Origin of the sequence: Streptomyces sp. SAT1 (assembly GCF_001654495.1) — a bacterium.
Taxonomy (GTDB): domain Bacteria; phylum Actinomycetota; class Actinomycetes; order Streptomycetales; family Streptomycetaceae; genus Streptomyces; species Streptomyces andamanensis.
The window spans coordinates 1,134,212-1,155,745 of sequence record NZ_CP015849.1; the positions used below are offsets into that span (position 1 = coordinate 1,134,212).

At 72.9% G+C, this 21,534-nt stretch carries 22 protein-coding genes and 1 riboswitch; of the genes, 6 read left to right on the forward strand and 16 right to left on the reverse strand.

All coding sequences use genetic code 11. From position 1 onward, the window contains the following. Positions 1-10: 10 nt before the first annotated feature. From hisG to A8713_RS04905, 6 genes are read right to left on the reverse strand one after another with little or no spacing between them, the layout of a single operon-like run. Positions 11-859, reverse strand: coding sequence for an ATP phosphoribosyltransferase (gene hisG / locus A8713_RS04880; RefSeq protein WP_064531594.1), 849 nt, complete (start codon positions 857-859; stop codon positions 11-13). A gap of 49 nt (positions 860-908) precedes the next feature. Beyond that, positions 909-1,181 (reverse strand): phosphoribosyl-ATP diphosphatase, encoded by a 273-nt coding sequence (locus A8713_RS04885; protein WP_018570165.1) that lies wholly within the window; start codon positions 1,179-1,181, stop codon positions 909-911. Between the two features lie 34 nt (positions 1,182-1,215). Next, complete coding sequence (ribH, locus tag A8713_RS04890) at positions 1,216-1,701, reverse strand: 6,7-dimethyl-8-ribityllumazine synthase (RefSeq protein WP_018570166.1); 486 nt, start codon at positions 1,699-1,701, stop codon at positions 1,216-1,218. Between the two features lie 57 nt (positions 1,702-1,758). Continuing rightward, entirely contained in the window at positions 1,759-3,099 is a 1,341-nt protein-coding gene (locus A8713_RS04895) for a bifunctional 3,4-dihydroxy-2-butanone-4-phosphate synthase/GTP cyclohydrolase II (RefSeq protein ID WP_237305305.1), read from the reverse strand. Then, a complete protein-coding gene (locus A8713_RS04900) occupies positions 3,096-3,740 on the reverse strand; it encodes a nicotinamide mononucleotide transporter family protein (protein WP_064531596.1) in 645 nt (214 codons plus the stop codon). Before A8713_RS04900 ends, A8713_RS04895 begins: the two co-directional genes overlap by 4 nt. Beyond that, positions 3,737-4,345, reverse strand: coding sequence for a riboflavin synthase (locus A8713_RS04905; RefSeq protein ID WP_064531598.1), 609 nt, complete (start codon positions 4,343-4,345; stop codon positions 3,737-3,739). Before A8713_RS04905 ends, A8713_RS04900 begins: the two co-directional genes overlap by 4 nt. Before the next feature lie 151 nt (positions 4,346-4,496). Further along, positions 4,497-4,627, reverse strand: a riboswitch (FMN riboswitch). A gap of 379 nt (positions 4,628-5,006) precedes the next feature. Here A8713_RS04905 and A8713_RS04910 point away from each other — a divergent pair. Next, positions 5,007-5,765, forward strand: coding sequence for an SDR family oxidoreductase (locus A8713_RS04910; RefSeq protein WP_064531600.1), 759 nt, complete (start codon positions 5,007-5,009; stop codon positions 5,763-5,765). Between the two features lie 66 nt (positions 5,766-5,831). Here the strand turns inward: A8713_RS04910 and A8713_RS04915 are convergent, their stop codons facing one another. After that, positions 5,832-7,043: an ROK family transcriptional regulator gene (locus tag A8713_RS04915; RefSeq protein ID WP_064531602.1), complete on the reverse strand. Its 1,212-nt coding sequence runs from the start codon at positions 7,041-7,043 to the stop codon at positions 5,832-5,834. A gap of 138 nt (positions 7,044-7,181) precedes the next feature. Between A8713_RS04915 and A8713_RS04920 the strand changes: the two genes are divergently transcribed. Next, positions 7,182-8,393 (forward strand): MFS transporter, encoded by a 1,212-nt coding sequence (locus A8713_RS04920; RefSeq protein ID WP_064531604.1) that lies wholly within the window; start codon positions 7,182-7,184, stop codon positions 8,391-8,393. Here A8713_RS04920 and A8713_RS04925 read toward each other — a convergent pair. Next, positions 8,353-8,811 carry an acyl-CoA thioesterase gene (locus tag A8713_RS04925; RefSeq protein WP_064531606.1) on the reverse strand — a complete coding sequence of 153 codons (459 nt, stop codon included), beginning with the start codon at positions 8,809-8,811 and terminating at the stop codon, positions 8,353-8,355. The genes A8713_RS04920 and A8713_RS04925 overlap by 41 nt on opposite strands. Before the next feature lie 152 nt (positions 8,812-8,963). Here A8713_RS04925 and A8713_RS04930 point away from each other — a divergent pair, with 152 nt between their 5' ends. The 3 genes from A8713_RS04930 to A8713_RS04940 all read left to right on the forward strand — a co-directional run bounded on the left by A8713_RS04930 (position 8,964) and on the right by A8713_RS04940 (position 12,265). Further along, on the forward strand, positions 8,964-10,373 hold the full coding sequence (locus A8713_RS04930) for a uracil-xanthine permease family protein (RefSeq protein ID WP_064531608.1): 1,410 nt from the start codon (positions 8,964-8,966) through the stop codon (positions 10,371-10,373). Between the two features lie 128 nt (positions 10,374-10,501). Then, the gene (locus tag A8713_RS04935) at positions 10,502-11,224 is read left to right on the forward strand and encodes a DUF5995 family protein (protein WP_107440584.1); all 723 of its coding nucleotides are present in this window, start codon (positions 10,502-10,504) and stop codon (positions 11,222-11,224) included. Positions 11,225-11,335: 111 nt separating this feature from the next. Then, positions 11,336-12,265, forward strand: coding sequence for an LLM class F420-dependent oxidoreductase (locus tag A8713_RS04940; RefSeq protein ID WP_064537248.1), 930 nt, complete (start codon positions 11,336-11,338; stop codon positions 12,263-12,265). A gap of 16 nt (positions 12,266-12,281) precedes the next feature. Here the strand turns inward: A8713_RS04940 and A8713_RS04945 are convergent, their stop codons facing one another. Both A8713_RS04945 and A8713_RS04950 read right to left on the reverse strand, forming a co-directional pair. Continuing rightward, positions 12,282-13,979 (reverse strand): flavin monoamine oxidase family protein, encoded by a 1,698-nt coding sequence (locus A8713_RS04945; protein WP_064531612.1) that lies wholly within the window; start codon positions 13,977-13,979, stop codon positions 12,282-12,284. Between the two features lie 55 nt (positions 13,980-14,034). Next, entirely contained in the window at positions 14,035-14,832 is a 798-nt protein-coding gene (locus A8713_RS04950; protein ID WP_064537250.1) for a carbon-nitrogen hydrolase family protein, read from the reverse strand. Positions 14,833-15,164: 332 nt separating this feature from the next. On the opposite strand from A8713_RS04950, the gene A8713_RS04955 reads away from it, so the two are divergent. Beyond that, complete coding sequence (locus tag A8713_RS04955; protein WP_237305306.1) at positions 15,165-15,701, forward strand: Repetin; 537 nt, start codon at positions 15,165-15,167, stop codon at positions 15,699-15,701. Positions 15,702-15,710: 9 nt separating this feature from the next. Here the strand turns inward: A8713_RS04955 and A8713_RS04960 are convergent, their stop codons facing one another. The 6 genes from A8713_RS04960 to A8713_RS04985 all read right to left on the reverse strand — a co-directional run bounded on the left by A8713_RS04960 (position 15,711) and on the right by A8713_RS04985 (position 21,469). Further along, positions 15,711-16,163, reverse strand: a complete 453-nt coding sequence (locus A8713_RS04960) for an Lrp/AsnC family transcriptional regulator (RefSeq protein ID WP_064531615.1) — start codon at positions 16,161-16,163, stop codon at positions 15,711-15,713. A 43-nt stretch (positions 16,164-16,206) separates the two neighbouring features. Next, a complete protein-coding gene (locus A8713_RS04965; RefSeq protein ID WP_064531617.1) occupies positions 16,207-17,682 on the reverse strand; it encodes an amino acid permease in 1,476 nt (491 codons plus the stop codon). A gap of 321 nt (positions 17,683-18,003) precedes the next feature. Further along, a complete protein-coding gene (locus A8713_RS04970; protein ID WP_079158840.1) occupies positions 18,004-19,455 on the reverse strand; it encodes a GuaB1 family IMP dehydrogenase-related protein in 1,452 nt (483 codons plus the stop codon). A gap of 123 nt (positions 19,456-19,578) precedes the next feature. After that, on the reverse strand, positions 19,579-19,908 hold the full coding sequence (locus A8713_RS04975) for a barstar family protein (RefSeq protein ID WP_064531619.1): 330 nt from the start codon (positions 19,906-19,908) through the stop codon (positions 19,579-19,581). Further along, positions 19,905-20,360, reverse strand: coding sequence for a ribonuclease domain-containing protein (locus A8713_RS04980; RefSeq protein ID WP_064531621.1), 456 nt, complete (start codon positions 20,358-20,360; stop codon positions 19,905-19,907). The genes A8713_RS04975 and A8713_RS04980 overlap by 4 nt, the downstream gene beginning before the upstream one ends. 65 nt (positions 20,361-20,425) lie before the next feature. Continuing rightward, entirely contained in the window at positions 20,426-21,469 is a 1,044-nt protein-coding gene (locus A8713_RS04985; RefSeq protein WP_079158841.1) for a sugar-binding transcriptional regulator, read from the reverse strand. Positions 21,470-21,534: the final 65 nt, after the last annotated feature.

Genomic DNA, 21,534 nt, shown 5'->3' on the forward strand with positions numbered 1-21,534 from the left:
TCGGTCGTCCTCAGAGGCGGCAGGCGTGGATGGCCGTGGTCAGGATGGCGCGGGCGCCGATCGCGTACAGGTCGTCCATGATCCGCTGGGCGTCCTTGGCCGGGACCATGGCGCGCACGGCGACCCAGCCCTCGTTGTGCAGCGGGGAGACGGTCGGGGACTCCAGGCCGGGGGTGAGCGCCACGGCCTTCTCCAGCTGCTCGACCCGGCAGTCGTAGTCCATCATCACGTACGTCCGGGCGACCAGGACGCCCTGGAGGCGGCGCAGGAACTGCTGGACCTTGGGGTCCTCGGTGTCGGCGCCGGTGCGCCGGATGACGACGGCCTCGGACTTCATGATCGGCTCGCCGAAGACCTCAAGGCCCGCGTTGCGCAGGGAGGTGCCGGTCTCGACGACGTCGGCGATCACCTCGGCGACACCCAGTTCGATGGCGGTCTCCACGGCGCCGTCGAGGTGGACGACGGAGGCGTCGATGCCGTGCTCGGCGAGGTGTCCGGCGACGATGCCCTCGTAGGAGGTGGCGACCGTACGGCCCTTCAGGTCCCGCGCGCTCTCGGCCGTGCCCGGCTTGGCGGCGAAGCGGAAGGTGGAGCGGGCGAAGCCGAGCGGGAGGATCTCCTCGGCGTCGGCACCGGAGTCCACGAGCAGGTCGCGGCCGGTGATGCCGATGTCCAGCCGGCCGGAGGAGACGTAGATCGCGATGTCGCGGGGGCGGAGGTAGAAGAACTCCACCTCGTTGACCGGGTCGACGATGCGCAGTTCCTTGGACTCGCGGCGCTGCTGGTAGCCGGCCTCATGCAGCATGTCCGCCGCAGGGCCGGAGAGTGAACCCTTGTTGGGGACGGCGATGCGCAGCATGAGGTCGGCTTCCTTCGCGTGAGGGGATGTGCGGGCGGAGTGCGGTGACTTACAGGTGGGCGTAGACGTCGTCCAGGGAGATGCCGCGGGCGACCATCATCACCTGGACGTGGTACAGCAGCTGCGAGATCTCCTCGGCGGCGGCCTCCTTGCCCTCGTGCTCGGCGGCCATCCAGACCTCTGCGGCCTCCTCGACGACCTTCTTGCCGATGGCATGGACCCCCTTGCCGACCAGTTCGGCGGTGCGGGAGGTGGCGGGGTCGCCGTGGGCGGCCTTCTGCTGGAGCTCGGTGAACAGCTCCTCGAACGTCTTCTTGGACATGGTGCTGCTTACCCTACGCGCTCCGGCCCCCTGGTCACCGCCAGGGTTCGGATACTGAACGCAGCGTGGCGGCGGTCGCCACCGCCGCGGTCACCGCCTCGTGCCCCTTGTCCTCGCGGGAGCCCTCCAGACCGGCCCGGTCCAGCGCCTGTTCCTCGTCGTCACAGGTGAGCACGCCGAAGCCGATGGGCACGCCGGTGTCCACGGAGACCTGCGTCAGCCCCTGGGTGACGCCCTGGCAGACGTAGTCGAAGTGCGGGGTGCCGCCGCGGATGACGACACCGAGGGCGACGACCGCGTCGTAGCCGCGTCCGGCGAGCACCTTGGCCACCACCGGGAGTTCGAAGCTGCCGGGGACCCGGAGCAGCGTGGGCTCGTCGATCCCCAGCTCGTGCAGCGCGCGCAGGGCGCCGTCCACGAGTCCGTCCATCACCTTTTCGTGCCACTGCGCCGCGATGACGGCGACCCTGAGGTCGCCGCAGTTGCGGACGGACAGTTCCGGTGCACCCTTGCCGCTCACGTGTCTCCTCCGTGCTGGTGTTCTCGCCCGTGCCGGTCCCGGCCGGCCCGCGCAGGTCTACTGGTTGCCGCAGGCGGACGCGGTGGACGCGTCCAGCCAGGGCAGGTCGTGCCCCATCCGGTCCCGCTTGGTGCGCAGGTAGCGGAGGTTGTGCTCACCGGCCTGGACGGGCATGGGCTCGCGGCCGGTGACCTTGATGCCGTGGCCGGTCAGCGCCTCGGTCTTGTCGGGATTGTTGGTCATCAGGCGGACGCTGCGCACCCCGAGGTCGCGCAGGATCTGCGCGCCGGCGCCGTAGTCCCGCGCGTCGGCGGGCAGGCCGAGTTCGAGGTTGGCGTCCAGCGTGTCGCGGCCGCGCTCCTGGAGCTCGTAGGCGCGCAGCTTCGACATCAGGCCGATGCCGCGCCCCTCGTGGCCGCGCAGATAGACCACCACTCCCCTGCCTTCGCGCTGGATGCGCTCCAGGGAGGCGTCCAGCTGGGGGCCGCAGTCGCAGCGCAGGGAGCCGAAGACGTCCCCGGTCAGGCATTCGGAGTGGACGCGGACCAGGACGTCCTCGCCGGTGCCGATCTCGCCGTGCACCAGGGCGATGTGCTCCACGCCGTCGACGGTGGAGCGGAAGCCGTGGGCGGTGAAGGTGCCGTGCGCGGTGGGGAGGCTGACCTCCGCCTCGTGGCGGACGGTGGGCTCGCTGCCGCGGCGGTGGGCGATCAGGTCCTCGATGGAGATGATGGTCAGACCGTGCTTGCGGGCGAACAGGACCAGGTCGGGCAGGCGGAGCATCCGGCCGTCCTCGCCGGCGATCTCGACGATCGCGCCGGCCGGGCGCAGTCCCGCGAGCCGGGCGAGGTCGACGGCGGCCTCGGTGTGGCCGTCGCGGGCGAGGACGCCGCCCGGCCGGGCGCGCAGCGGGAAGACATGGCCGGGCCGTACGAGGTCGGTGGGCTCGGCGGTGCCGCTCGCCAGGAGCTGGAGGGTGGTGGCGCGGTCGGCGGCGGAGATGCCGGTGGTGACGCCGTGCGCGGCGGTGGCGTCGACGGAGACCGTGAAGGCCGTCCGCATCGACTCGGTGTTGTCCTCGACCATCTGCGGCAGGTGCAGCCGGTCGAGTTCCCCGCCCTCCATGGGGGCGCAGATCAGACCGCGGCACTCGCTCATCATGAAGGCGACGATCTCGGGGGTCGCCTTCTCGGCGGCGACGACGAGGTCGCCCTCGTTCTCACGGTTCTCGTCGTCGACGACCACGACGGGACGGCCGGCCGCGATGTCGGCGACGGCCTGCTCGACCGGGTCGAGCGCGAAGTCCTCGATGTTGTCGGTGCTGTAGAGGACGGGCGGGACCGCGGGCGCGGCGCGCAGCGCCTCGTTCGGGGCGGTGGCGGACGGGTGGGCGCTCATGCGGGCGCTCCTTCCGGGACGGGCCGCGCCCCGTGCCGGGAGCGCAGCCACCAGTCGCGCAGGCCCCACAGGACGAGCGCGCCGTAGAGGACGTAGACGAAGCCGGAGAAGGCGAAGCCGTTGGCGAAGTTCAGCGGGACGCCGACGGCGTCGACGAGCAGCCAGGCGAGCCAGAACTCGACCATGCCGCGGGCCTGGGCGTACATGGCGACGACGGTTCCGACGAAGATGTAGGCGTCCGGCCAGGGGTCCCAGGACAGGGACGGGTACGCCTCGAACAGGGAGGCGACCGCGACGGTGCCGACGGCGGCGACGGCGAGCAGGGCGGCCCGTTCCCGCCAGGTGGCGAAGCGGACGGCGATGTGGCCGTCGGCCCCCGTCCGCCGGCCGCGGTTCCACTGCACCCAGCCGTAGCCGGCGACGACCATGACGACGATCTGCTTGCCCGCGCTGCCGGAGAGGTGGGCGGTGGCGAAGGCGGCGAAGAGGATCGCGCCGGACAGGAACTGGGTGGGCCAGCTCCAGATCGAGCGGCGCCAGCCGAAGGCGAGACCGAGCAGTCCGATGATGTTGCCGATCATGTCGGACCACTTGATGTGCTGGCCGAACGCGGTGAACGCCTCGGAGTTCAGCCAGTTCACCGGCCGGCCCCCGGGGCGCGGTCGCCGAGCAACCGCTCGACGTACTTGGCGACGACGTCCACTTCCAGGTTGACCGGGTCGCCGGGCTGCTTGATGCCGAGGGTGGTCAGGGCGAGGGTGGTGGGGATGAGGCTGACGGTGAAGTGCTCGGCGCCGGCCTCGACGACGGTGAGGCTGATGCCGTCGACGGTGATGGAGCCCTTCTCGACGACATAGCGGGCGAGCGGGGCGGGCAGCGAGATCTTCACGATCTCCCAGTGCGCGGAGGGCGTGCGCTCCAGGATCGTGCCGGTGCCGTCGACGTGGCCCTGCACGATGTGGCCGCCGAGGCGGGCGCCGACGGCGGTGGGGCGTTCGAGGTTGACCCGGGAGCCCGCGGCGAGGACGCCGAGGCTGGAGCGCTTGAGGGTCTCCGCCATGACGTCGGCGGTGAACTCCTCGCCGTCGTGCTCGACGACGGTGAGACAGACGCCGTTCACGGCGATGGAGTCGCCGTGCCGCGCGCCCTCGGTGACGACGGGGCCGCGGAGACGGAAGCGAGCGGCGTCGCCGAGGTCCTCGACGGCGGTGACCTCGCCCAGCTCTTCGACGATTCCGGTGAACACTTCCCGGGTCCTCCTGCCTCTTCGGGCACGGACTCCGGGGCTGCCGAGACGGCAGAGCACACGAGGGGACCACACGCCGGGCGCCGACGCCGGAGCGGACCCGTCGCCGAACGGGCCCGTAGACGGCGACGCGCACAGATGTGCCCGCTCGCCGCGCACTGCCTCCCATCCGGACTTTAACCGTCGGTCCAGGAATTTCACCTGGTCAACCGGCCGCTGGAAGCGACCGGGTCGCGGACTGTAACCGCCGGTTCGGACTTTCACCGACCCCGGAGTGCGCTGCTACTGGTACACGGCCAGTGTGCCACGCCCGGTGGACGTCCATCCGGACGATCGGTGTGGGCTCGCTCACAGAGCGCAGTACCGCCCTCGGCACGGGCGCGCGTGCCGGGGTGCGCCGGGCGCGCGTGAAAGGCCCGGCGGCGGGCAAGGGCCGTCGTCACCGCCGCCGGGCCGGTCTGTTCCTGGGTCAGACAGTAAAAGGACTAGACCAGTGGGGTCAACAGGGCGGCACCGGACGCCAGTTCGGATCGCCGCAGGGCCGCTCGCGCGGCGCGGGTGCGGGCGGGCCCGAAGCCGGACAAGCTGAACCTCGTACGGCGTCACGGACCTCGTACGGCGTCACGGACCTCGCACGACGTCAGGGAAGGGACTGGGCCTCATGACCACGATCCTGGTGACCGGCGGCACCGGAACCCTCGGCGCGCTCGTCGCCGAGCGGCTGCGCGCGGACGGGCACGAGGTGCGCGTGCTCAGCCGGCGCTCCCGGCCGTACGGCGTCGATCTGCGCGAGGGCGGCCCGGGGCTGGACGCGGCCGTCGCGGGCGTGGACACGGTCGTGCACTGCGCGAGTTCGACCCGGGGCGGCGACGAGGAGGGGGCCGCCCATCTGATCGCGGCGGCGCGCGGCGCCGGGGTCTCCCATCTCGTGTACGTCTCCATCGTGGGCGTCGACCACGTGCCGCTCGGCTACTACCAGACCAAGCGGGCCGTGGAGCGGCTGGTCGAGGAGTCGGGTCTCGGCTGGACCGTGCTGCGTGCCACCCAGTTCCACGACCTCGTGGCCGACCTCCTCGGGAAGCTGGCCGGGCCGCCGGTGATGCTGCTCCCGGCCGGGGTGCGGGACCAGCCGGTGGAGGTCGCGGAGGTCGCCGGCCGGCTGGCCGCGCTGGCGGCGGGTGCTCCGGCGGGCCGGGTGCCGGACATGGGCGGCCCCGAGGTCCGCGGCGTCGAGTCCCTGGCCCGCGCCTATCTCAGGGCGACGGGCCGCCACCGCCCCGTCCTGAACGTCCCGCTGGCGGGCCGGGTCTACCGGGGCTACCGCGAGGGCGGCCATCTCGCCCCGGACCGGGCGGTCGGCAGGCGGACCTTCGAGGAGTATCTGACGGGACGCTTCGGGGGCACCGGCCTGCCGGACTGAGACGGCGGGCCAGGGACATCCGCGTACGGGGACGGCGGGGCCGGGGGTGTCCGCGCGCGGGTGCTGTCACACCGGCCGGACCGGTGCCCCCGTCGTGCCCGGCGGGGCGAAAAGGATCTCCTGGGCGCGGTCGCGAGCCGTCAGGAGGGCCCCGCGCAGGACGGCCGCACCGCCCAGGGTGCTCGGCCGCACCTGGGTGGGCAGCGGTGACATGCGGGCGATCCGCCGGGCCACCCGGGCGGCGAGCGCCTCGCCGCCGGCCCGGCCGGTGTCCCCGCCGAGCACCACGCACCCGGGGTCCAGCACGGCCACCACGGAGGCCGCCCCGAGCGCCAGCCGGTCGGCGAGGGCGTCGAGGAACCGCCCGGCCTGGGGCGAGGAGCCGCGCACCGCGCCGCGCACCAGTTCCGCGGCAGCCGCCTCACGGCCCGAGGGCGTACCCGTCAGCCCGTGCTCGGCGGCCAGTTCCACCACCGCCGCCGAGCCCGCCAGCGAGTGGAAGCCGCCCGTGCAGTCGGTCGCCGAGGGCAGGCCGCCGGTGCCGGGCACGGGCAGGAAGCCGATCTCGCCGGTGCCGCCCGAGGCGCCGTGCCGCAGCGCGCCGTCCAGGACCACCGCCGCGCCGGTGCCGTGGCCGAGCCACAGCAGGACGAAGGTGTCCCGTCCCCTCGCGGCCCCGTCACGCTGCTCGGCCAGGGCCGCGAGGTTGGTCTCGTTCTCGACGATGACCCGCGCGTGCGGCAGGCGTTCCTGGAGGGCGGCCACCAGCCGGCGGTGCCACTCGGGCAGCCCGGTGGAGTCGCGCAGTTCGCCCGACACCGGGTCGATCAGGCCGGGCGCGCCGATGCCGACGGTGTGCAGCCGGGGCGCTCCCGCCTCCTTGGCGGCCCGCTCCACGAGCGTGACGGCCTGCTCGACCGCGGGGCCGGTCCCGGTGTCCGGGCCGACCGGCGCCGACGCCTCGGCCAGTTCCCGCCCCAGCAGGTCGGAGACGGTCACGGCGACGCTGTCGGTGCGCACGTCGAGGGCGGCGAGGTACGCGCGGTCGGCGACGATGCCGTAGAGCCGCGCGTTGGGGCCGCGCCGCTGCTCGCCGGACTCCCCCACGACGGTGATCAGACCGGAGGCCGTCAGGCGGTCGACCAGGTCGGCGACGGTGGGCCGGGACAGCCCGGTGAACTGCTTCAACTGCCCTGCCGTCAACGGCCCTTCCTGCTGCAACAGGCGCAGGGCGAGCCGGTCGTTGATGGCTCGGGCGGTGCTCGGGGATGCGGGCATGGCGGGAATCCTCCCAGATCCGCGGGACCGGGCCGCGCGGGGCGGGCGGCCGCAAATCCCCTATCTATCAGGCAGGGTCCCTGATAGTTTACGTCCGCACGTCGGCCGGAGAGCACACAGCCCGGGAGGGGCCGGAGAATGACAGCAGTGGTCCACCAGCAGCGCGAGGTCAGACGCGCCCGGTACGCCGTGGCGGCCGTCTTCGCCGTGCACGGCTCGGTGACCGGTTCGTTCGCGACCCGGGTGCCGTGGATCCAGGACCATGCCTCGGTCAGCGCCGGGCAGCTGGGCCTCGCGCTCGCTTTCCCCGCGCTGGGCGCGTCCCTGGCGATGCCGCTCGCGGGCGGCATCAGCCACCGCTTCGGCGCCCGCACCGCGCTGCGCGGCCTGCTGGCCCTGTGGACGCTCTCACTGGTCCTGCCCGCCCTCGCCCCGAACCTGCCGGTCCTGTGCCTGGCGCTGTTCGTCTACGGCGCCTCGTCCGGCATGGCGGACGTCGCGATGAACGCCCTCGGCGTGGAGGTGGAGAACCGGCTGGGCCGGTCGATCATGTCCGGGCTGCACGGGATGTGGAGCGGGGGCGCCCTGGTCGGCTCGGCGGCCGGCACCCTGGCCGCGCACCTGGGCGCGGACGCCCGCCTGCACCATGTCCTGGCGGCCGGTGTGCTGACGGTCCTCGGCCTGGTCGCCTGCACCTGGGTGCTGGACCTCCAGCCGGCCGAGGACGAGGAGCCGCCGCCGCGGTTCGCGCTGCCGCCCAGGTCGGCGCTGCTGATCGGCGCGGTCGGGTTCTGCGCGGTGTTCGCGGAGGGCGCCAGCCTGGACTGGTCGGCGGTGTATCTGCGCCACCAGCTGGAGACCTCGGCCGGGCTCGCCGCGGCCTGCACCACGGGCTTCACGCTCACCATGGCCGTCGCCCGGATCGCCGGCGACCGCGTGGTGGACCGGTACGGCTCGGTGCGCACCGTGCGGGCCGGGGGCCTGCTGGCCGTCGTGGGCGGCCTGCTGGTGGTGCTGGCGGGGCACCCGGCCGTGGCGATGGGCGGGTTCGCGCTGATGGGGCTCGGTATCGCGGTGGTCGTGCCGCTCTGCTTCGCCGCGGCGGGCCGCAGCGGACCGAACCCCAGTCAGGCCATCGCGGGCGTGGCGACCATCACGTACACCTCCGGGCTGGTCGCGCCGAGTGCGATCGGCGGGCTCGCCCAGGCCACCAGCCTGGTGGTGTCGTTCGGTCTCGTCACCGTGCTGGCCTGCGGTCTCGCGGTCTTCGCCGGAGTGCTGCGGGCCGGTGACCGGGACCGTCCGAAGATCACCGCGCCGGACGCAGCAGTGCCCGGCCCGCGCGCCTGAACCCCTCGCTCCAGGGGGCGGGCCGCAGGGTGGCCGCGTCCAGCCGGACCAGGACGCGGCTGCCCGAGGCGTACGTCAGCGCGCCGTCGGCCGAGCAGAAGCGGAAGCCGTAGGTGAGACCGGTGGTGCCGAGCCGGTCCAGCCACAGGTGGACGGCGTACTCACCCGGCCGGGTGACCGGCGCGTCATAGGTGATCCGCAGTTCCCTGACCGCGTTGCAGGCGTCGCCCGCCGCCGTCCAGTCGCCCTCGAAGCGGAAGCCGTGCCCGTGCCACAGCTGTGACCAGGCCCGCTCCACCAGCAGCGGGTAGCGGGCGTTGTGCAGCAGTCCCAGGGCGTCCAGGTCGTCGAAGTGGACGGCGACGGGGACCAGCCGTCCGTACGACAGGTCGGGTGCTGCGGGTGCTTCGGTGGTCACGGCGGTGCTCCTGGACGTACGGGCCGGGGATGGTTCGCCCGCCATCCTAAGCGGTCGCTCACCTTGTGTGGCGGGGAAGGTGCTGGTCAGCCGCCCGCCACCCGCACAATGGTCTCGACCGACTTCACGTACAGAGAAAGCGAAACCCCACCATGGACCTCGGCGTGCGCTGGAAACTGCACGGTGACGGGCGCACGCCCGCACCCGGAGCGGTGGTCCGGCCCGACGAACGGCTGTCCTGGCCCCGCACGGTCGGGCTCGGCGCCCAGCACGTCGTGGCCATGTTCGGCGCCTCCTTCGTGGCCCCCGTGCTCATGGGCCTCGACCCCAACCTCGCCATCATGATGTCGGGCGTGGCGACCGTGATCTTCCTGCTCGCCACCCGCGGCCGGGTGCCCAGCTACCTGGGCTGCTCGCTGTCGTTCGTGGGCGTCGCCGCGGTGATCCGGGCGCAGGGCGGCACCAGCGCGACGGTGACCGGCGCGGTCCTGGTCGTCGGCGCGGTGCTGTTCCTGGTCGGTGTGGCGGTGCAGCGGTTCGGGGCGCGGATCATCCACGCCGCGATGCCGCCGATCGTCACCGGCGCCGTCGTCATGCTGATCGGCTTCAACCTGGCCCCGGTGACCGCCTCCACCTACTGGCCGCAGGACCAGTGGACCGCGCTGCTGGTGATGCTGTTCACCGGTCTGGCCGTCGTCTGCCTGCGGGGTTTCTGGTCCCGGATCGCGATCTTCCTCGGGCTGGTCTTCGGCTACGGCATCTCGTGGATCTTCGACCGGGTCTTCGGCAAGATCCACTCCGTGGACGGGTCGGGGAAGCTCACCGACCACTGGCGCCTGGACCTCTCGGGCGTCGGCAAGGCCGACTGGGTCGGGCTGCCGTCCTTCCACGGCCCGGCGTTCCACTGGTCGGCGATCCTGGTCGCGCTGCCCGTCGTCATCGCGCTGGTCGCGGAGAACGCGGGCCATGTGAAGGCGGTCGGCGAGATGACCGGCGACCCGCTCGACGACAAGCTGGGCACGGCGATCTCGGCGGACGGCGTGGCCTCCGTGCTGTCCACGGCGGTGGGCGGCCCGCCCAACACCACCTACTCCGAGAACATCGGCGTCATGGCCGCCACCCGCGTCTACTCCACGGCCGCCTACTGGGCCGCCGCCGGGTTCGCGCTGCTGTTCGGCCTCTGCCCGAAGTTCGGCGCGGTCGTGGCCGCGATCCCGGGCGGTGTGCTCGGCGGCATCACCGTCATCCTGTACGGCATGATCGGTCTGCTCGGCGCGCAGATCTGGAGCAACGCCCGGGTCGACCTGCGCAATCCGCTGAACCTGGTGCCGGCCGCCGCGGGCATCATCATCGGCGTCGGCAACGTCAGCATGAAGTTCACCGACACCTTCTCCCTGAGCGGCATCGCCCTCGGCACGGTCGTCGTCATCACCGGCTACCACGCCCTGCGCGCCTTCGCCCCCGCGCATCTGAAGCAGCAGGAACCACTGCTCGACGAGGGCACCTCCTCCTACGACGCGCCGGGCCGTCCCGGCGGCGACGCGGGGACCTCCGCGCCGTAGCCGCGCACCGGCCGCACCGTAGCCGTACATCCGGCGGACCGGCCCCGGACCGGGCGGGCGTTCCCCCGTTCCGGGGAAGCTCCGGCCCGTCGGCACCGGCCGCGGTGCGTGCCTGCGACGCTGCCCGCATGGGGCAATCGGCACGACTCGCCCGCCGGCCGGACGCCGCCGGGACCACCGACACCGCAGCCGCCGTGGACACGGTCCTGGCCCGGCTGCGCGCGAGCGCCGCCGGACCGCCGGAGCGGGACGGGATCGCGGTCTTCCACCGCGTCTACCTCGCGGTCGCCGAGGAGGCCGCCCGCCGCCCGGCGGCCGGGCGGCCCGCCACCGCGCGGGCCGCGGCCGCGCTGCACGCACGGCTCGCCGGACGGTATCTGGCCGCCGTGGACCCGGCGGCCGGGGAGCGGCGCGCGCCGGACTGCTGGCGTCCGCTGCTCCAGGCGCGCCGGCACCCCGGCGTACGGCCGCTCCAGTTCGCCCTGGCGGGCCTGCACGCGCACACCGGGCACGATCTGGCGCTCGCCGTGGTGGACACCTGCGCCGCCCTGGGGTGCGAACCGGCCGAGCTGGAGGGCGCCTTCGAGCGCGTGGGCGATCTCCTCGCCGCGCTGGAGGAACGCGCCCGGGACGACCTGGCGCCGGGCCCCGACCTGCTGCGGATCGCCGACCCGCTCACCCATCTGCTCGGCGCCTGGCACCCCGAGCGGGCACGGGACGCCGCCTGGACGGCCGCGCGGACGCTGTGGGCGCTGCGCCCGGTGCCCGAGCTGGCCGGGGAATCCGCCCGCCGGCTGGACGCGGCCGTCGGCCTCGCCGCGCGCATGATGCTCACCCCGCTGCCGCGCTGACACCCGCCCGGCCCGCACCCGGTTCCCCGGAACTCCCTTGTCCTCACGGTACGTTGGCTCTTCTGCACCGGGACATCGGTGATCACCGGCATCACGAAGGAGCGCATCGCCATGGCGACCCGTCTGGGACTGGGCCTTCCGCAGAACCGGCAGTACGACCTCGGCAGGGACGTGCCCGACGTGGCGCGGGCCGCGGAGGAGATCGGCTACGACAGCCTGTGGGTGTACGAGCGGGCGCTGTTCCCCGAGCCCGCCACCCAGGGCCTGTACGGCATCGAGGGCCTGCCCTGGCCCGACGCCTACCGCCATGTGGCCGAGCCGCTGGTCACGCTCACCCTCGCCGCGGCGGCCACCGAGCGGGTGGACCTGGGCACCAGCGTGCTCGTGGCGCCGCTGCACGTGCCGTTCCAGCTCGCCCGCTCGCTCGCCTCGCTGGACGCGGCCAGCGGCGGCCGGGTGATCGCGGGCTTCGGCACCGGCTGGTCGACGGACGAGTACGCGGCGGCGGGCGTCCGCCCGATCGAGGAGCGCGGCCGGGTGCTGGACGAGGTGATCGACGTCTGCCGCGCGGTGTGGGGCCCGGACCCGGTGCGCCACCACGGCCCGGTCACCCGGATCGACTCGGCGCTGGTGGGCCCCAAGCCCGCCCGGCCCATCCCCGTCCTGCTGGCCGCGGGCAGCCGCAAGGCGCGTGAGCGGCTGGTGGAGCACGCGGACGGCTGGCTGCCGACCAGCATGGGCATCGACCAGGTGGCCGCGCAGTGGCACGCCTTGCAGGATCTGGCCGCCGAGCGCGGCCGGCAGCAGCCGATCCGGACCGTGCTGCGGGCCAACGCCCGCTACGCGGCCAAGGCCCAGGAGGGCGCCGACCGGGCGCACTTCCACGGCAGCGTCGACCAGATCGTCGAGGACCTGTTCCCCTATGTGGAGCTGGGGATGCAGGAGATCCTGGTCGATCTCCAGAGCACCCTGCGGGACGCCGGTGAGCTGAAGGACGTGGCCGCCGAGCTGTACGAGAAGGCGCGGGCCGCGGGGCTGTGACGGCCCGCGGCCGGGCTCAGTCCTCGGGGAGTTCGACGGGCGCGATCTCGTCGTAGACGTCGCCGGGGCCCGGGTTGGCCGCGTCCGTGGCCCCGCCGAAGTGGTGCATCACGCCCCAGACCGCGTTCAGCGCGGTCTGGACGGCGCCCTCGGCCCAGCCGGCCGTCCAGGAGATGTCGTCGCCCGCCAGGAAGATGCCCCGCTTGTCCGCGGGCAGCCGGTCCTGCATGAAGTGGGTGAACAGGCGGCGCTGGTAGCGGTAGTGGCCGGGCAGGTTGGCCTTGAACGCGCCCATGAAGTAGGGCTCGTTCTCCCAGGAGACGGTCACCGGGTTGCCGATGATGTGCTTCCTGATGTCGACCCGCGGATAGATCTCCGACAGCGACTTCAGCATGACCTCCATCCGCTCGTTCGCGGACAGCGGCAGCCACTTCAGGCTGTCGTCGCACCAGGTGTAGGAGAGGCAGATCACGGCGGGCTTGTCCGGGCCGTCGTCCAGCAGGTACGTGCCGCGGGTCATCCGGTCGGTCAGCGTCATCGACATGACGTCCCGCCCGGTGGCCTCGTCCTTGTCCAGCCAGAACGGCCGGTCCACCGGCACGAACAGCTTGCTGGACTCCATGTAGTGGGTGCGCTCGATCGCCGTCCAGTGGTCGATCGGGAACAGCTCGTCGTCGCACTGGATCTTGGACAGCAGCATCCAGGACTGGGCGGTGAAGATCGCGGCGCGGTAGGTGCGGATGTCGCCGTCGGCGTCCGTCACGGTGATCCGGTTGCCGGCGGTGCGGTGCAGCCGGGTCACGGCCGGGCGCGGCTCGCCGCCGGGGTGCAGGGACTTCAGCGAGGTGCCGTACGGCCAGTGGACGATCTTCTCCGGCTCGCGCTCCCACAGCCTGAGGGGCAGCTGCTGCGAGCCGCCGACGATGCCGCGGTGGTGGTCGTCCGCCTCGGTGTAGACGACGCGCAGGATCTCCAGGATGGAGTTCGGGAAGTCGGTGTCCCAGCCGCCGGTGCCGAAGCCGACCTGGCCGAAGATCTCCCGGTGCCGGAAGGACCGGAACGCCTCGGAGTCGCACAGGAAGCCGTAGAAGGTCTGGTTGTCGAGCTTCTCCACGAGGCGCGACCAGATCTCGCGGATGCGCGGCACGTCCCGCTCGCGCAGGGCGCGGTTCATGTCGGAGAAGTCGGCGCCCTCCTCCAGGCACCGGCCCCAGGCGTCCGCGACGTCCCGGTAGACCTGCGGCAGGTCGTCGACGGTCTCGGCGTAGTGCGACTCGCCCTTGAGGTCGACGACCGTCGAGGGGGTGGTCTCGGCGAGCGGGTTGGGGAAGGGCCGGGTCCTGAGGTCCACCAGGTCGATGTAGTGCTGGAGCGCCGTGGAGGAGGGCGGGAAGCGCATCGCGCCCATCTCGGCGGTCAGCGACTCGTCGCAGCCCTCGAAGCCGACGGTGCGCAGCCGGCCGCCGATCCGGTCCGCCTCGTACACGACGGGCTTCAGACCCATCTTCATCAGCTCGTAGGCGGCCACGACCCCGGACAGGCCGCCGCCGACGACCGCGACCTCGGCGCCGTGCTCGGTGGCGGGTATCTGGCCGAGCCCGGCCGGGTGGGCGAGGAAGTCGTCGTAGGCGTACGGGAAGTCCGGGCCGAACATGGTGATCGGCGGCTGCTGCTCGTCTGCGTGCTCGACGGCGTTGGGCACGGTGGACGTCATGGGGTACGGACTCCTTGCACGGGGAAGGTCGCGGGGTTGCGGGGCGGGGCGGGCGTCAGCCGGGAATGCCGAGGGAACCGTAGAGGCCGGGGCGGCGGTCGCTCAGATACGGGTTGGCCGCGCGGGAGGCGGCGAGCGCGGCGGGGTCGACGTCGGCGAGGAGCAGGTCCTCGCCGCGGCCGGCGCGGGCGCGGGCGCTGCCGTCGGGTCCGGCGAGGACGGAGAGGCCGACGAACTCGAAGTCGCCCTCCTGCCCGGCCCGGTTGACGTAGGCGACGTAGAGCTGGTTCTCGAAGGCGCGCACCGGCACCAGCGACTCGGCGACGAACTGGAACGGGTGCATCTGCGCGGTCGGGACGACCAGGAGGTCGGTACCGGCCAGGGCGTGCGCGCGGACGTTCTCCGGGAACTCGACGTCGTAGCAGATCAGCAGGCCGACCCTCAGGCCGCCCAGCTCGGCCTGGACGACGGGCTCGTCGCCGGGCGTGAACACCTCGCGCTCGAAGGGGCCGAAGAGGTGGGTCTTGCGGTAGCCGGCCAGCCGGGTGCCGTCGGCGGAGATCAGCTGGACGGAGTTGAAGACGGCCTCGCCGGCCCGCTCCGGGTAGCCGTAGGCGACGGCCAGGCCGTGCCGGCAGGCGAGTTCGGCGACGGCGTCGGCCGCCTCACCGTCGGCGGGCTCGGCGAGCCGGCCGACGCCGTCGCCGATCGCGTACCCGGTCAGGAACATCTCCGAGGTGACCAGCAGCCCGGCACCTGCCTCGGCGGCGCGGCCCGCGGCGGTGTCGAGCACCTTGAGGTTCTCGGCGACGGAGCCGGGGCGGCCGGAGCTCTGGAGCAGGGCGGTGCGCAGCGGCGGCATGGCGGTCCTAGGGAGGGTGCGGGGCGCGGTCGGGGGGCCGGAACGACGGTACGTTTCGCCTGGTCGGAGGGACAAGACGGGACCGTTGCGTCTGTGCGGGCGATCCGTTGCGCCCCGGGCGGCGCCCGCGGCGATTCGTTGCGCGGCGGACGCCGCCGCGCTGCCGCCGCGGGGGTACGTCCGGCCGGTGCGCCTCCCCCGCGCGGCGGAGGCGGGTGCCGACCGGCGGACGACGCGCCGGGGCCCCGGGCGGCGGGAGGGTGGGCACACCCGGAGGGACCGGGCAGAAACGATCACGGGAGGTGCCCATGGGCAGGGGACGGATGCGTGTGCCGGCGGCCGCGGCGGCCGCGCTGGCGGTGTGCGCGACGGGTACGGCCGTCGCTGCCGCCGACGGCGGGCGCGGCCGGCCGCCACAGCGCGAGGCGGCGGCCCTGACCGGCACGGCCAAGCTGTACCGGCCGCTCGGCGACGACATCACTTTCTCCTTCGACGCGCATCTGGCGGCGAAGGACACCATGGACCCGCTCAAGGCGTACGGCACGTTCGCCTTCAGCCACTATCTGAACGGCAGGGGCGGCTACGCACGGGGCCGGGTCGACTGCCTGACGACGGGCGGGCGGACGGCGGTGCTGACGGGCGTGGTGACCGACTCGGACACCCCGTTCAAGGGGCGCCGGGTCGGCATCACGGTCACCGACGACGGGCGGCACGACCGGGTGGGCTACACCTGGATCAGTGAGGACACCGAGAAGCTCACGGTGCCGCGCTGCCTGGGCGCGGCGCCCTTCGAGACCGTCGAGCCGGGCACCGGCGACTTCACGGTGCTGCCCTGGCACCCGGTGTATCCCACCGAGTGAGGAAGGGGCTCAGGTGGGTGAGCCGGAGGAGTACCTGCGCAGCAGCGGGGAGAGGACCAGGACCGACTTGGTGCGCTCCACGAACGGCTCGCCCGCGATGCGCTCAAGGACCCGTTCGAAGTGGCGCATGTCGGCGGCGAAGACCTGGGCGATCGCGTCCGCGTCACCGGTGACGGTGGACGCGGACACGACCTCCTGGTAGCGCTCCAGGCCGCGCTGGATCGTCTCCGGCGAGGTGTTGCGCCGGCAGTGGATCTCCACATAGCCCTCGGTGTGCCAGCCGAGCGCCGCCGGGTCGACGCGGACCGTGAAGCCGGTGATGGCGCCGGTGGCGCGCAGCCGGTCCACGCGCCGTTTGACGGCGGGCGCGGACAGTCCGATCAGCTGCCCGATGTCCGCGTAGGAGCGGCGGGCGTCCTCGGCGAGGGCGTGCACGATGCGTTCGTCGAGTTCGTTCAGCACGGGGTGCGGGTCATTTCTCCGGGCTCGGGTCCGGTCGTCCGGTCTACTGGGCTGCCGTCGCGGGGCCGGAACCGGCCGCGAGACGGGAACGGCGGTGGCCGTACAGGAAGTAGATCACGAGCCCGGCGGCCATCCAGATCCCGAAGACCACCCAGGTGACGGTGGACAGGCTGCCCATCATCCACACGCACAGCACGAAGCCGATCGCGGGCAGCACCGGCGACAGCGGCACCCGGAAGGTGCGGCGCATGGCGGGCCTGGTCCGGCGCAGCACCACGACGGCCACGTTGACCAGGGCGAAGGCGAAGAGGGTGCCGATGCTGGTGGCGTCCGCGAGCTGGCCCAGCGGGATGGCGGCGGCCAGCACACCGCAGAACAGGGACACGATGAGCGTGTTCACCCGGGGCGCGCCGGACTTCGGGTGGACGCGGGAGAACGCCTTGGGCACCAGGCCGTCGCGGGACATGGCGAACAGGATGCGGGTCTGGCCGTAGAGCACGGTCAGTACGACGCTGGCGATGGCGATGACCGCGCAGAAGGCCAGCAGCGTCCCCCAGAAGCTCTGGCCGGTGACATCGCGCATGATCTGGGCGAGGGCGGCCTCCGAGTCGTTGAACTGCCGCCAGGGCTTGGCGCCCACCGCGACGGCGGCGACCAGGACGTACAGCGCGGTGACGATGACCAGGGAGAGCATGATCGCGCGGGGCAGGTCGCGCTGCGCGTTCTTGGCCTCCTCACCGGCGGTGGAGGCGGCGTCGAAGCCGATGTACGAGAAGAACAGCGTCGCGCCCGCCGCGCTGACACCGCCCATGCCGAGCGGCATGAAGTGGGAGTAGTTGCCGGAGCGGAAGCCCTGGACGCCGATGGCGCAGAACAGGATCAGCGCGGCGATCTTCACACACACCATGACCGTGTTGGCGCGGGCCGACTCCTTGGCGCCGCCGAGCAGGAAGACCATCGCGAGCAGCACGACGAGCAGCGCGGGCAGGTTGAAGACCCCGCCGTCGCCGGGCGGCGCCGACAGGGCCGCGGGTATGGTCACGCCGATCGTGCCTTTGAGCAGCTCGTTGAGGTACTCGCCCCAGCCGACGGCGACGGCGGCCACCGACACGCCGTACTCCAGGACCAGGCACCAGCCGCAGATCCAGGCGATCAGCTCGCCCATCGTTGCGTATGCGTACGAGTACGAGGATCCGGAGACCGGGATGGTGCCGGCCAGCTCGGCGTAGGAGAGGGCGGAGAAGAGCGCCGTGAGACCGGCGATCACGAAGGAGAGCGTGACGGCGGGCCCGGCCTTGGGGACGGCCTCGCCGAGCACCACGAAGATGCCGGTGCCCAGGGTGGCACCGATGCTGATCATGGTGAGCTGCCACAGCCCCAGGGACCGCCTGAGCGTTCCGCCCTCACCCTGACCGCCCTCTGCGACCAGGCGTTCCACCGGCTTGCGGCGCATCAGGCGGGCGCCGAGAGACGGGGGGACGGTGGTGCTGCGGTCCGGGGGTGCGCCTTGGTCGAGCACGCGCGGCTCCTTGTCGCTGCGATGTGTCGGAGCGGGCGGGACCGGTGGCGCCCCGTCCCGCGGGGACCCACCGAGCGGGGTCCCTGCCACGCCATGTACAGCGCAGACCTTATGAGGCTGCGCTTCACAAGCGTAATGCAGCAACCTTGCGTCTCCCCGCATGATCGTTGCGTTCCGGGGCCCGGCGCGGGTGTTCGTTGCGCCGGTGCTTTCGTCCGTTGCGTGCGGGACGGGTGGGACTGACCGGGTGTGTCCGGCATGCGGAAGGCCCCCGCGCTCCCGTCACCGGGAGAGCGGGGGCCTCGCCTCAGCGGGTGCCGGTCAGCTCCAGCTGGCGTGCAGCGGCTTGCCCTCGGCGTAGCCCGCGGCGCTCTGGACGCCGACGATCGCCTTCTCCGCGAACTCCTCCAGGGAGCCCGCACCGGCGTAGGTGCAGGAGGAGCGGACGCCCGCGATGATCGAGTCGATCAGGTCCTCGACACCCGGGCGGTCCGGGTCGAGGAACATCCGGGAGGTGGAGATGCCCTCCTCGAACAGCGCCTTGCGGGCCCGGTCGTACGCCGACTCCTCCGAGGTGCGGTTGCGCACCGCGCGCGCGGAGGCCATGCCGAAGGACTCCTTGTAGAGGCGGCCGTTGGCGTCCTGCTGGAGGTCGCCGGGCGACTCGTAGGTGCCCGCGAACCAGGAGCCGACCATCACGTTGGACGCGCCGGCGGCCAGTGCCATGGCGACGTCGCGGGGGTGGCGGACACCACCGTCGGCCCACACGTGCTTGCCGTACTTCCTCGCCTCGGCCGCGCACTCCAGCACGGCGGAGAACTGCGGGCGACCCACACCGGTCATCATGCGGGTGGTGCACATGGCACCCGGGCCCACCCCGACCTTGATGATGTCCGCGCCCGCGTCGATCAGGTCCTTGACGCCCTCGGCGGAGACGATGTTCCCGGCCACGATCGGCACCCGCGGGTCGAGGGCGCGGACCACCTGGACCGCGCTGATCATCGACTCCTGGTGGCCGTGCGCGGTGTCGATGACGAGCGTGTCGACGCCCGCGTCGAGGAGCTGCTTGGCCTTGCCCGCCACATCGCCGTTGATACCGACGGCGGCGGCGACCCGGAGCCTGCCCTGCGCGTCCACGGCCGGGGTGTACAGCGTGGCCCGCAGGGCGCCCTTGCGGGTCAGGATGCCCGCCAGGCGGCCGTCCCGGTCGACGGCGGGCGCGTAGCGGCGGTTGGCGGCGTCGAGCCGGTTGAACGCCTCGCGCGGGTCGATGTCCGCGTCCAGCAGGAGCAGGTCCTTGCTCATCACCACTTCGAGCTGGGTGAAGCGGTCCACCCCGGTGAGATCCCGGTCGGTGACCACCCCGACGGGCCGTTGGTCCTCGTCGACGACCACACCGGCGTTGTGCGCGCGCTTGGGCAGCAGGGCCAGGGCGTCGGCGACCGTCTGGTGCGGGGCCAGCACGATGGGGGTGTCCAGGACGTGGTGGCGGCCCTTGACCCAGGAGGTCACCTCGGTGACGACCTCGATCGGGATGTCCTGCGGGATGACCACCAGACCGCCGCGCCGGGCCACGGTCTCGGCCATGCGGCGGCCGGCGATCGCGGTCATGTTGGCGACGACGAGCGGGATGGTGGTGCCCGTGCCGTCCGGGGAGCTGAGGTCCACGCCCTGACGCGAGCCGACCGCGCTGCGGCTCGGCACCATGAAGACGTCGTCGTACGTCAGGTCGTACGCGGGCTGGATGTCGTTGAGGAAACGCACGTGCTGCACATCCCAGTCGATCAGAGGTGGCCCCCGGACAGGTCAGCCAGGGGGAAAGAGCACGTACTTCATTGTCCCATGCCGTATGGCCCGTCATGCCCTGTCACAACATCCAGGCTGGTCAGCGGGGGGTTAGGAGGAACCTCCAAGGGCGAGGGCGACGGTGAGCGCGGGGGTGCGCTCCGACGCCTGCGCGAACACCTCCCGCGCGGTGCGCCACTCCTCGGGACGGGCCTCGGCGTAGGAGCGCCACCCCACGACGACCAGCAGCAGCCCGCGCCCGGCGGCGTCTTTCGGCCATACGGAGGGATCGCCCAGGGAATCGGCCAGCGCGTCCCAGTTGCGGCCGAACCAGTCGGGCAGCGCGAGGGCGCGGGCGGCGCGGTCCATCAGGCCCGCCTTGTCCGTGATGCCGTCGAGGTCAAGGGCGACCACCAGCCGCCCGGTCGGGTCTTCACTCATCGCAGTACCGCCCGGAAGGTGTCGTAGTGGTCGTCGGTGTAGTACAGCTCGGCGTGCTGCCCGGTGATCAGACGGCGGGCGCCCCGGGTGCGCGCGCCCGGGGTCTTGACCGTGTACTCGTGGTAGTAGCCCCGCTGGTGCCGGGGCAGCCGGTGCTCGAGGTTGCCGAAGACCACACCGTCCTGTGTGTACGGGAACGGGCCGCCCTTGTCGATCAGGGCCAGGGTCTGCCGGGCCTCGGACGGCAGCCGGGACACGCGGACGGTGGCCGTGCCGCGGGCCCAGGAGGGGGTGGCCGTGCCGGATCCGGCGGAGGGGTTGCCGTGGCCGTGGGAGGCGGACCGCGAGGACGCCGGCGAGGCCGGGCCCTGAGCGGTGGAACACCCGGCCAGCAGGACGGAGAGACAGACGAGGAGCCCCGCGAACAGGCGGGGGACGGACCGCAGCAGCATGCCGACGATGCTCCCACGGCCGTCCTCCGGCGGCCTGCTCCAGGCCCCCCGAGGGGGCCGTGCGCTCAGACGCCGTCCGGGTCCGAGCGGTTCAGGGCCGACTTGGGAGCCGGTCCGGCCGCCAGCAGGTGGTCGGCGGCCGAGGTGTCCGTGACCAGGCTGGTGACCAGGCCGGAGCGGAGCACCGCGTCGATCGCCGCCGCCTTGCGCTGGCCGCCCGCGATGGCGACCACCTCGGGGATCCGGCGGAGCTGGTCGGCCGTGACCGTGATGCAGCGCTCCCCCAGGTCCCGGCCGATCCGGCGGCCCTCGGAGTCGAAGAGGTGCGCGGCCATCTCGGCGGCGACGCCGAGCGAGGCGTAGTGGGCGCGCTCCTCGTCGCTGAGCATGTCGTGCACCGTGGAGATGCCCGGCTCCCAGGAGCCGATGGACACACAGGCGACCGTGACCTTGTCGAAGTACTCGAAGGCACGGGCGATGCCGGTCTGGTTGCGCAGCGCGGCGGCGGTGGCCTCGTCCGGCAGCAGCATCGGCGCGTAGATGGGGTGGGCGTCGCCGCCGGAGACCTGGGCCGCGCGGCGCACCGCCTCCACCGAGCCGCGCTCGGAGGTCCCCGCGTCGTACACACCGGTCAGCTGGACCACGGTGCACGGGGGCAGCCGGTCCAGCGCCGCCGCCATGTGGATGGTGGAGCGGCCCCAGGCCAGGCCCAGCACATCGCCCTCGTCGACCAGTTCGCCGAGCAGGTCGGCGGCGACCTCGCCCAGGTTCTCCGGGTCCGGGGTCTCCTCGGCCTCGGCCGGGGACTCGACCACGACGGCGTGCCTGAGGCCGTAGCGGGCGCGGAGCGCGTCGGAGCGCTCGGCGTCCAGCTCGGCGGGGACGCGGATCTCGATGCGCACCAGATCCCGTTCGAGGGCGGTCTCCAGGACCCGGGCCACCTTGAAGCGGCTGACGCCGAACTCCTCGGCGATCTGGATCTTGGACTTGCCCTCGAGGTAGAAGCGGCGGGCCATGGCCGCCGCCTGCACCAGCTCAGCGGGTCCCATCCGCACTGCTGACCGGCCCGCCGACATACCCGACACGGCGTTCTCCTCACTGCTGTTCACACGACTGCTGTTCACACGTGCATTCGCCGTTCATCCTTGCAGATTCGGCGCTGTCGATCAGCCCT

Excerpts from the sequence above, each read along its gene's own strand:
- A8713_RS04980 (WP_064531621.1), bottom strand. The coding sequence starts at position 20,360 with ATGCTGCTGCGGTCCGTCCCCCGCCTGTTCGCGGGGCTCCTCGTCTGT.
- A8713_RS04930 (WP_064531608.1), top strand. The coding sequence starts at position 8,964 with ATGGACCTCGGCGTGCGCTGGAAACTGCACGGTGACGGGCGCACGCCC.
- A8713_RS04910 (WP_064531600.1), top strand. The coding sequence starts at position 5,007 with ATGACCACGATCCTGGTGACCGGCGGCACCGGAACCCTCGGCGCGCTC.
- A8713_RS04920 (WP_064531604.1), top strand. The coding sequence starts at position 7,182 with ATGACAGCAGTGGTCCACCAGCAGCGCGAGGTCAGACGCGCCCGGTAC.
- A8713_RS04885 (WP_018570165.1), bottom strand. The coding sequence starts at position 1,181 with ATGTCCAAGAAGACGTTCGAGGAGCTGTTCACCGAGCTCCAGCAGAAG.
- A8713_RS04940 (WP_064537248.1), top strand. The coding sequence starts at position 11,336 with ATGGCGACCCGTCTGGGACTGGGCCTTCCGCAGAACCGGCAGTACGAC.
- A8713_RS04915 (WP_064531602.1), bottom strand. The coding sequence starts at position 7,043 with ATGCCCGCATCCCCGAGCACCGCCCGAGCCATCAACGACCGGCTCGCC.
- A8713_RS04895 (WP_237305305.1), bottom strand. The coding sequence starts at position 3,099 with ATGAGCGCCCACCCGTCCGCCACCGCCCCGAACGAGGCGCTGCGCGCC.
- A8713_RS04935 (WP_107440584.1), top strand. The coding sequence starts at position 10,502 with ATGGGGCAATCGGCACGACTCGCCCGCCGGCCGGACGCCGCCGGGACC.
- A8713_RS04975 (WP_064531619.1), bottom strand. The coding sequence starts at position 19,908 with ATGAGTGAAGACCCGACCGGGCGGCTGGTGGTCGCCCTTGACCTCGAC.
- A8713_RS04955 (WP_237305306.1), top strand. The coding sequence starts at position 15,165 with ATGCGTGTGCCGGCGGCCGCGGCGGCCGCGCTGGCGGTGTGCGCGACG.
- hisG (WP_064531594.1), bottom strand. The coding sequence starts at position 859 with ATGCTGCGCATCGCCGTCCCCAACAAGGGTTCACTCTCCGGCCCTGCG.
- A8713_RS04945 (WP_064531612.1), bottom strand. The coding sequence starts at position 13,979 with ATGACGTCCACCGTGCCCAACGCCGTCGAGCACGCAGACGAGCAGCAG.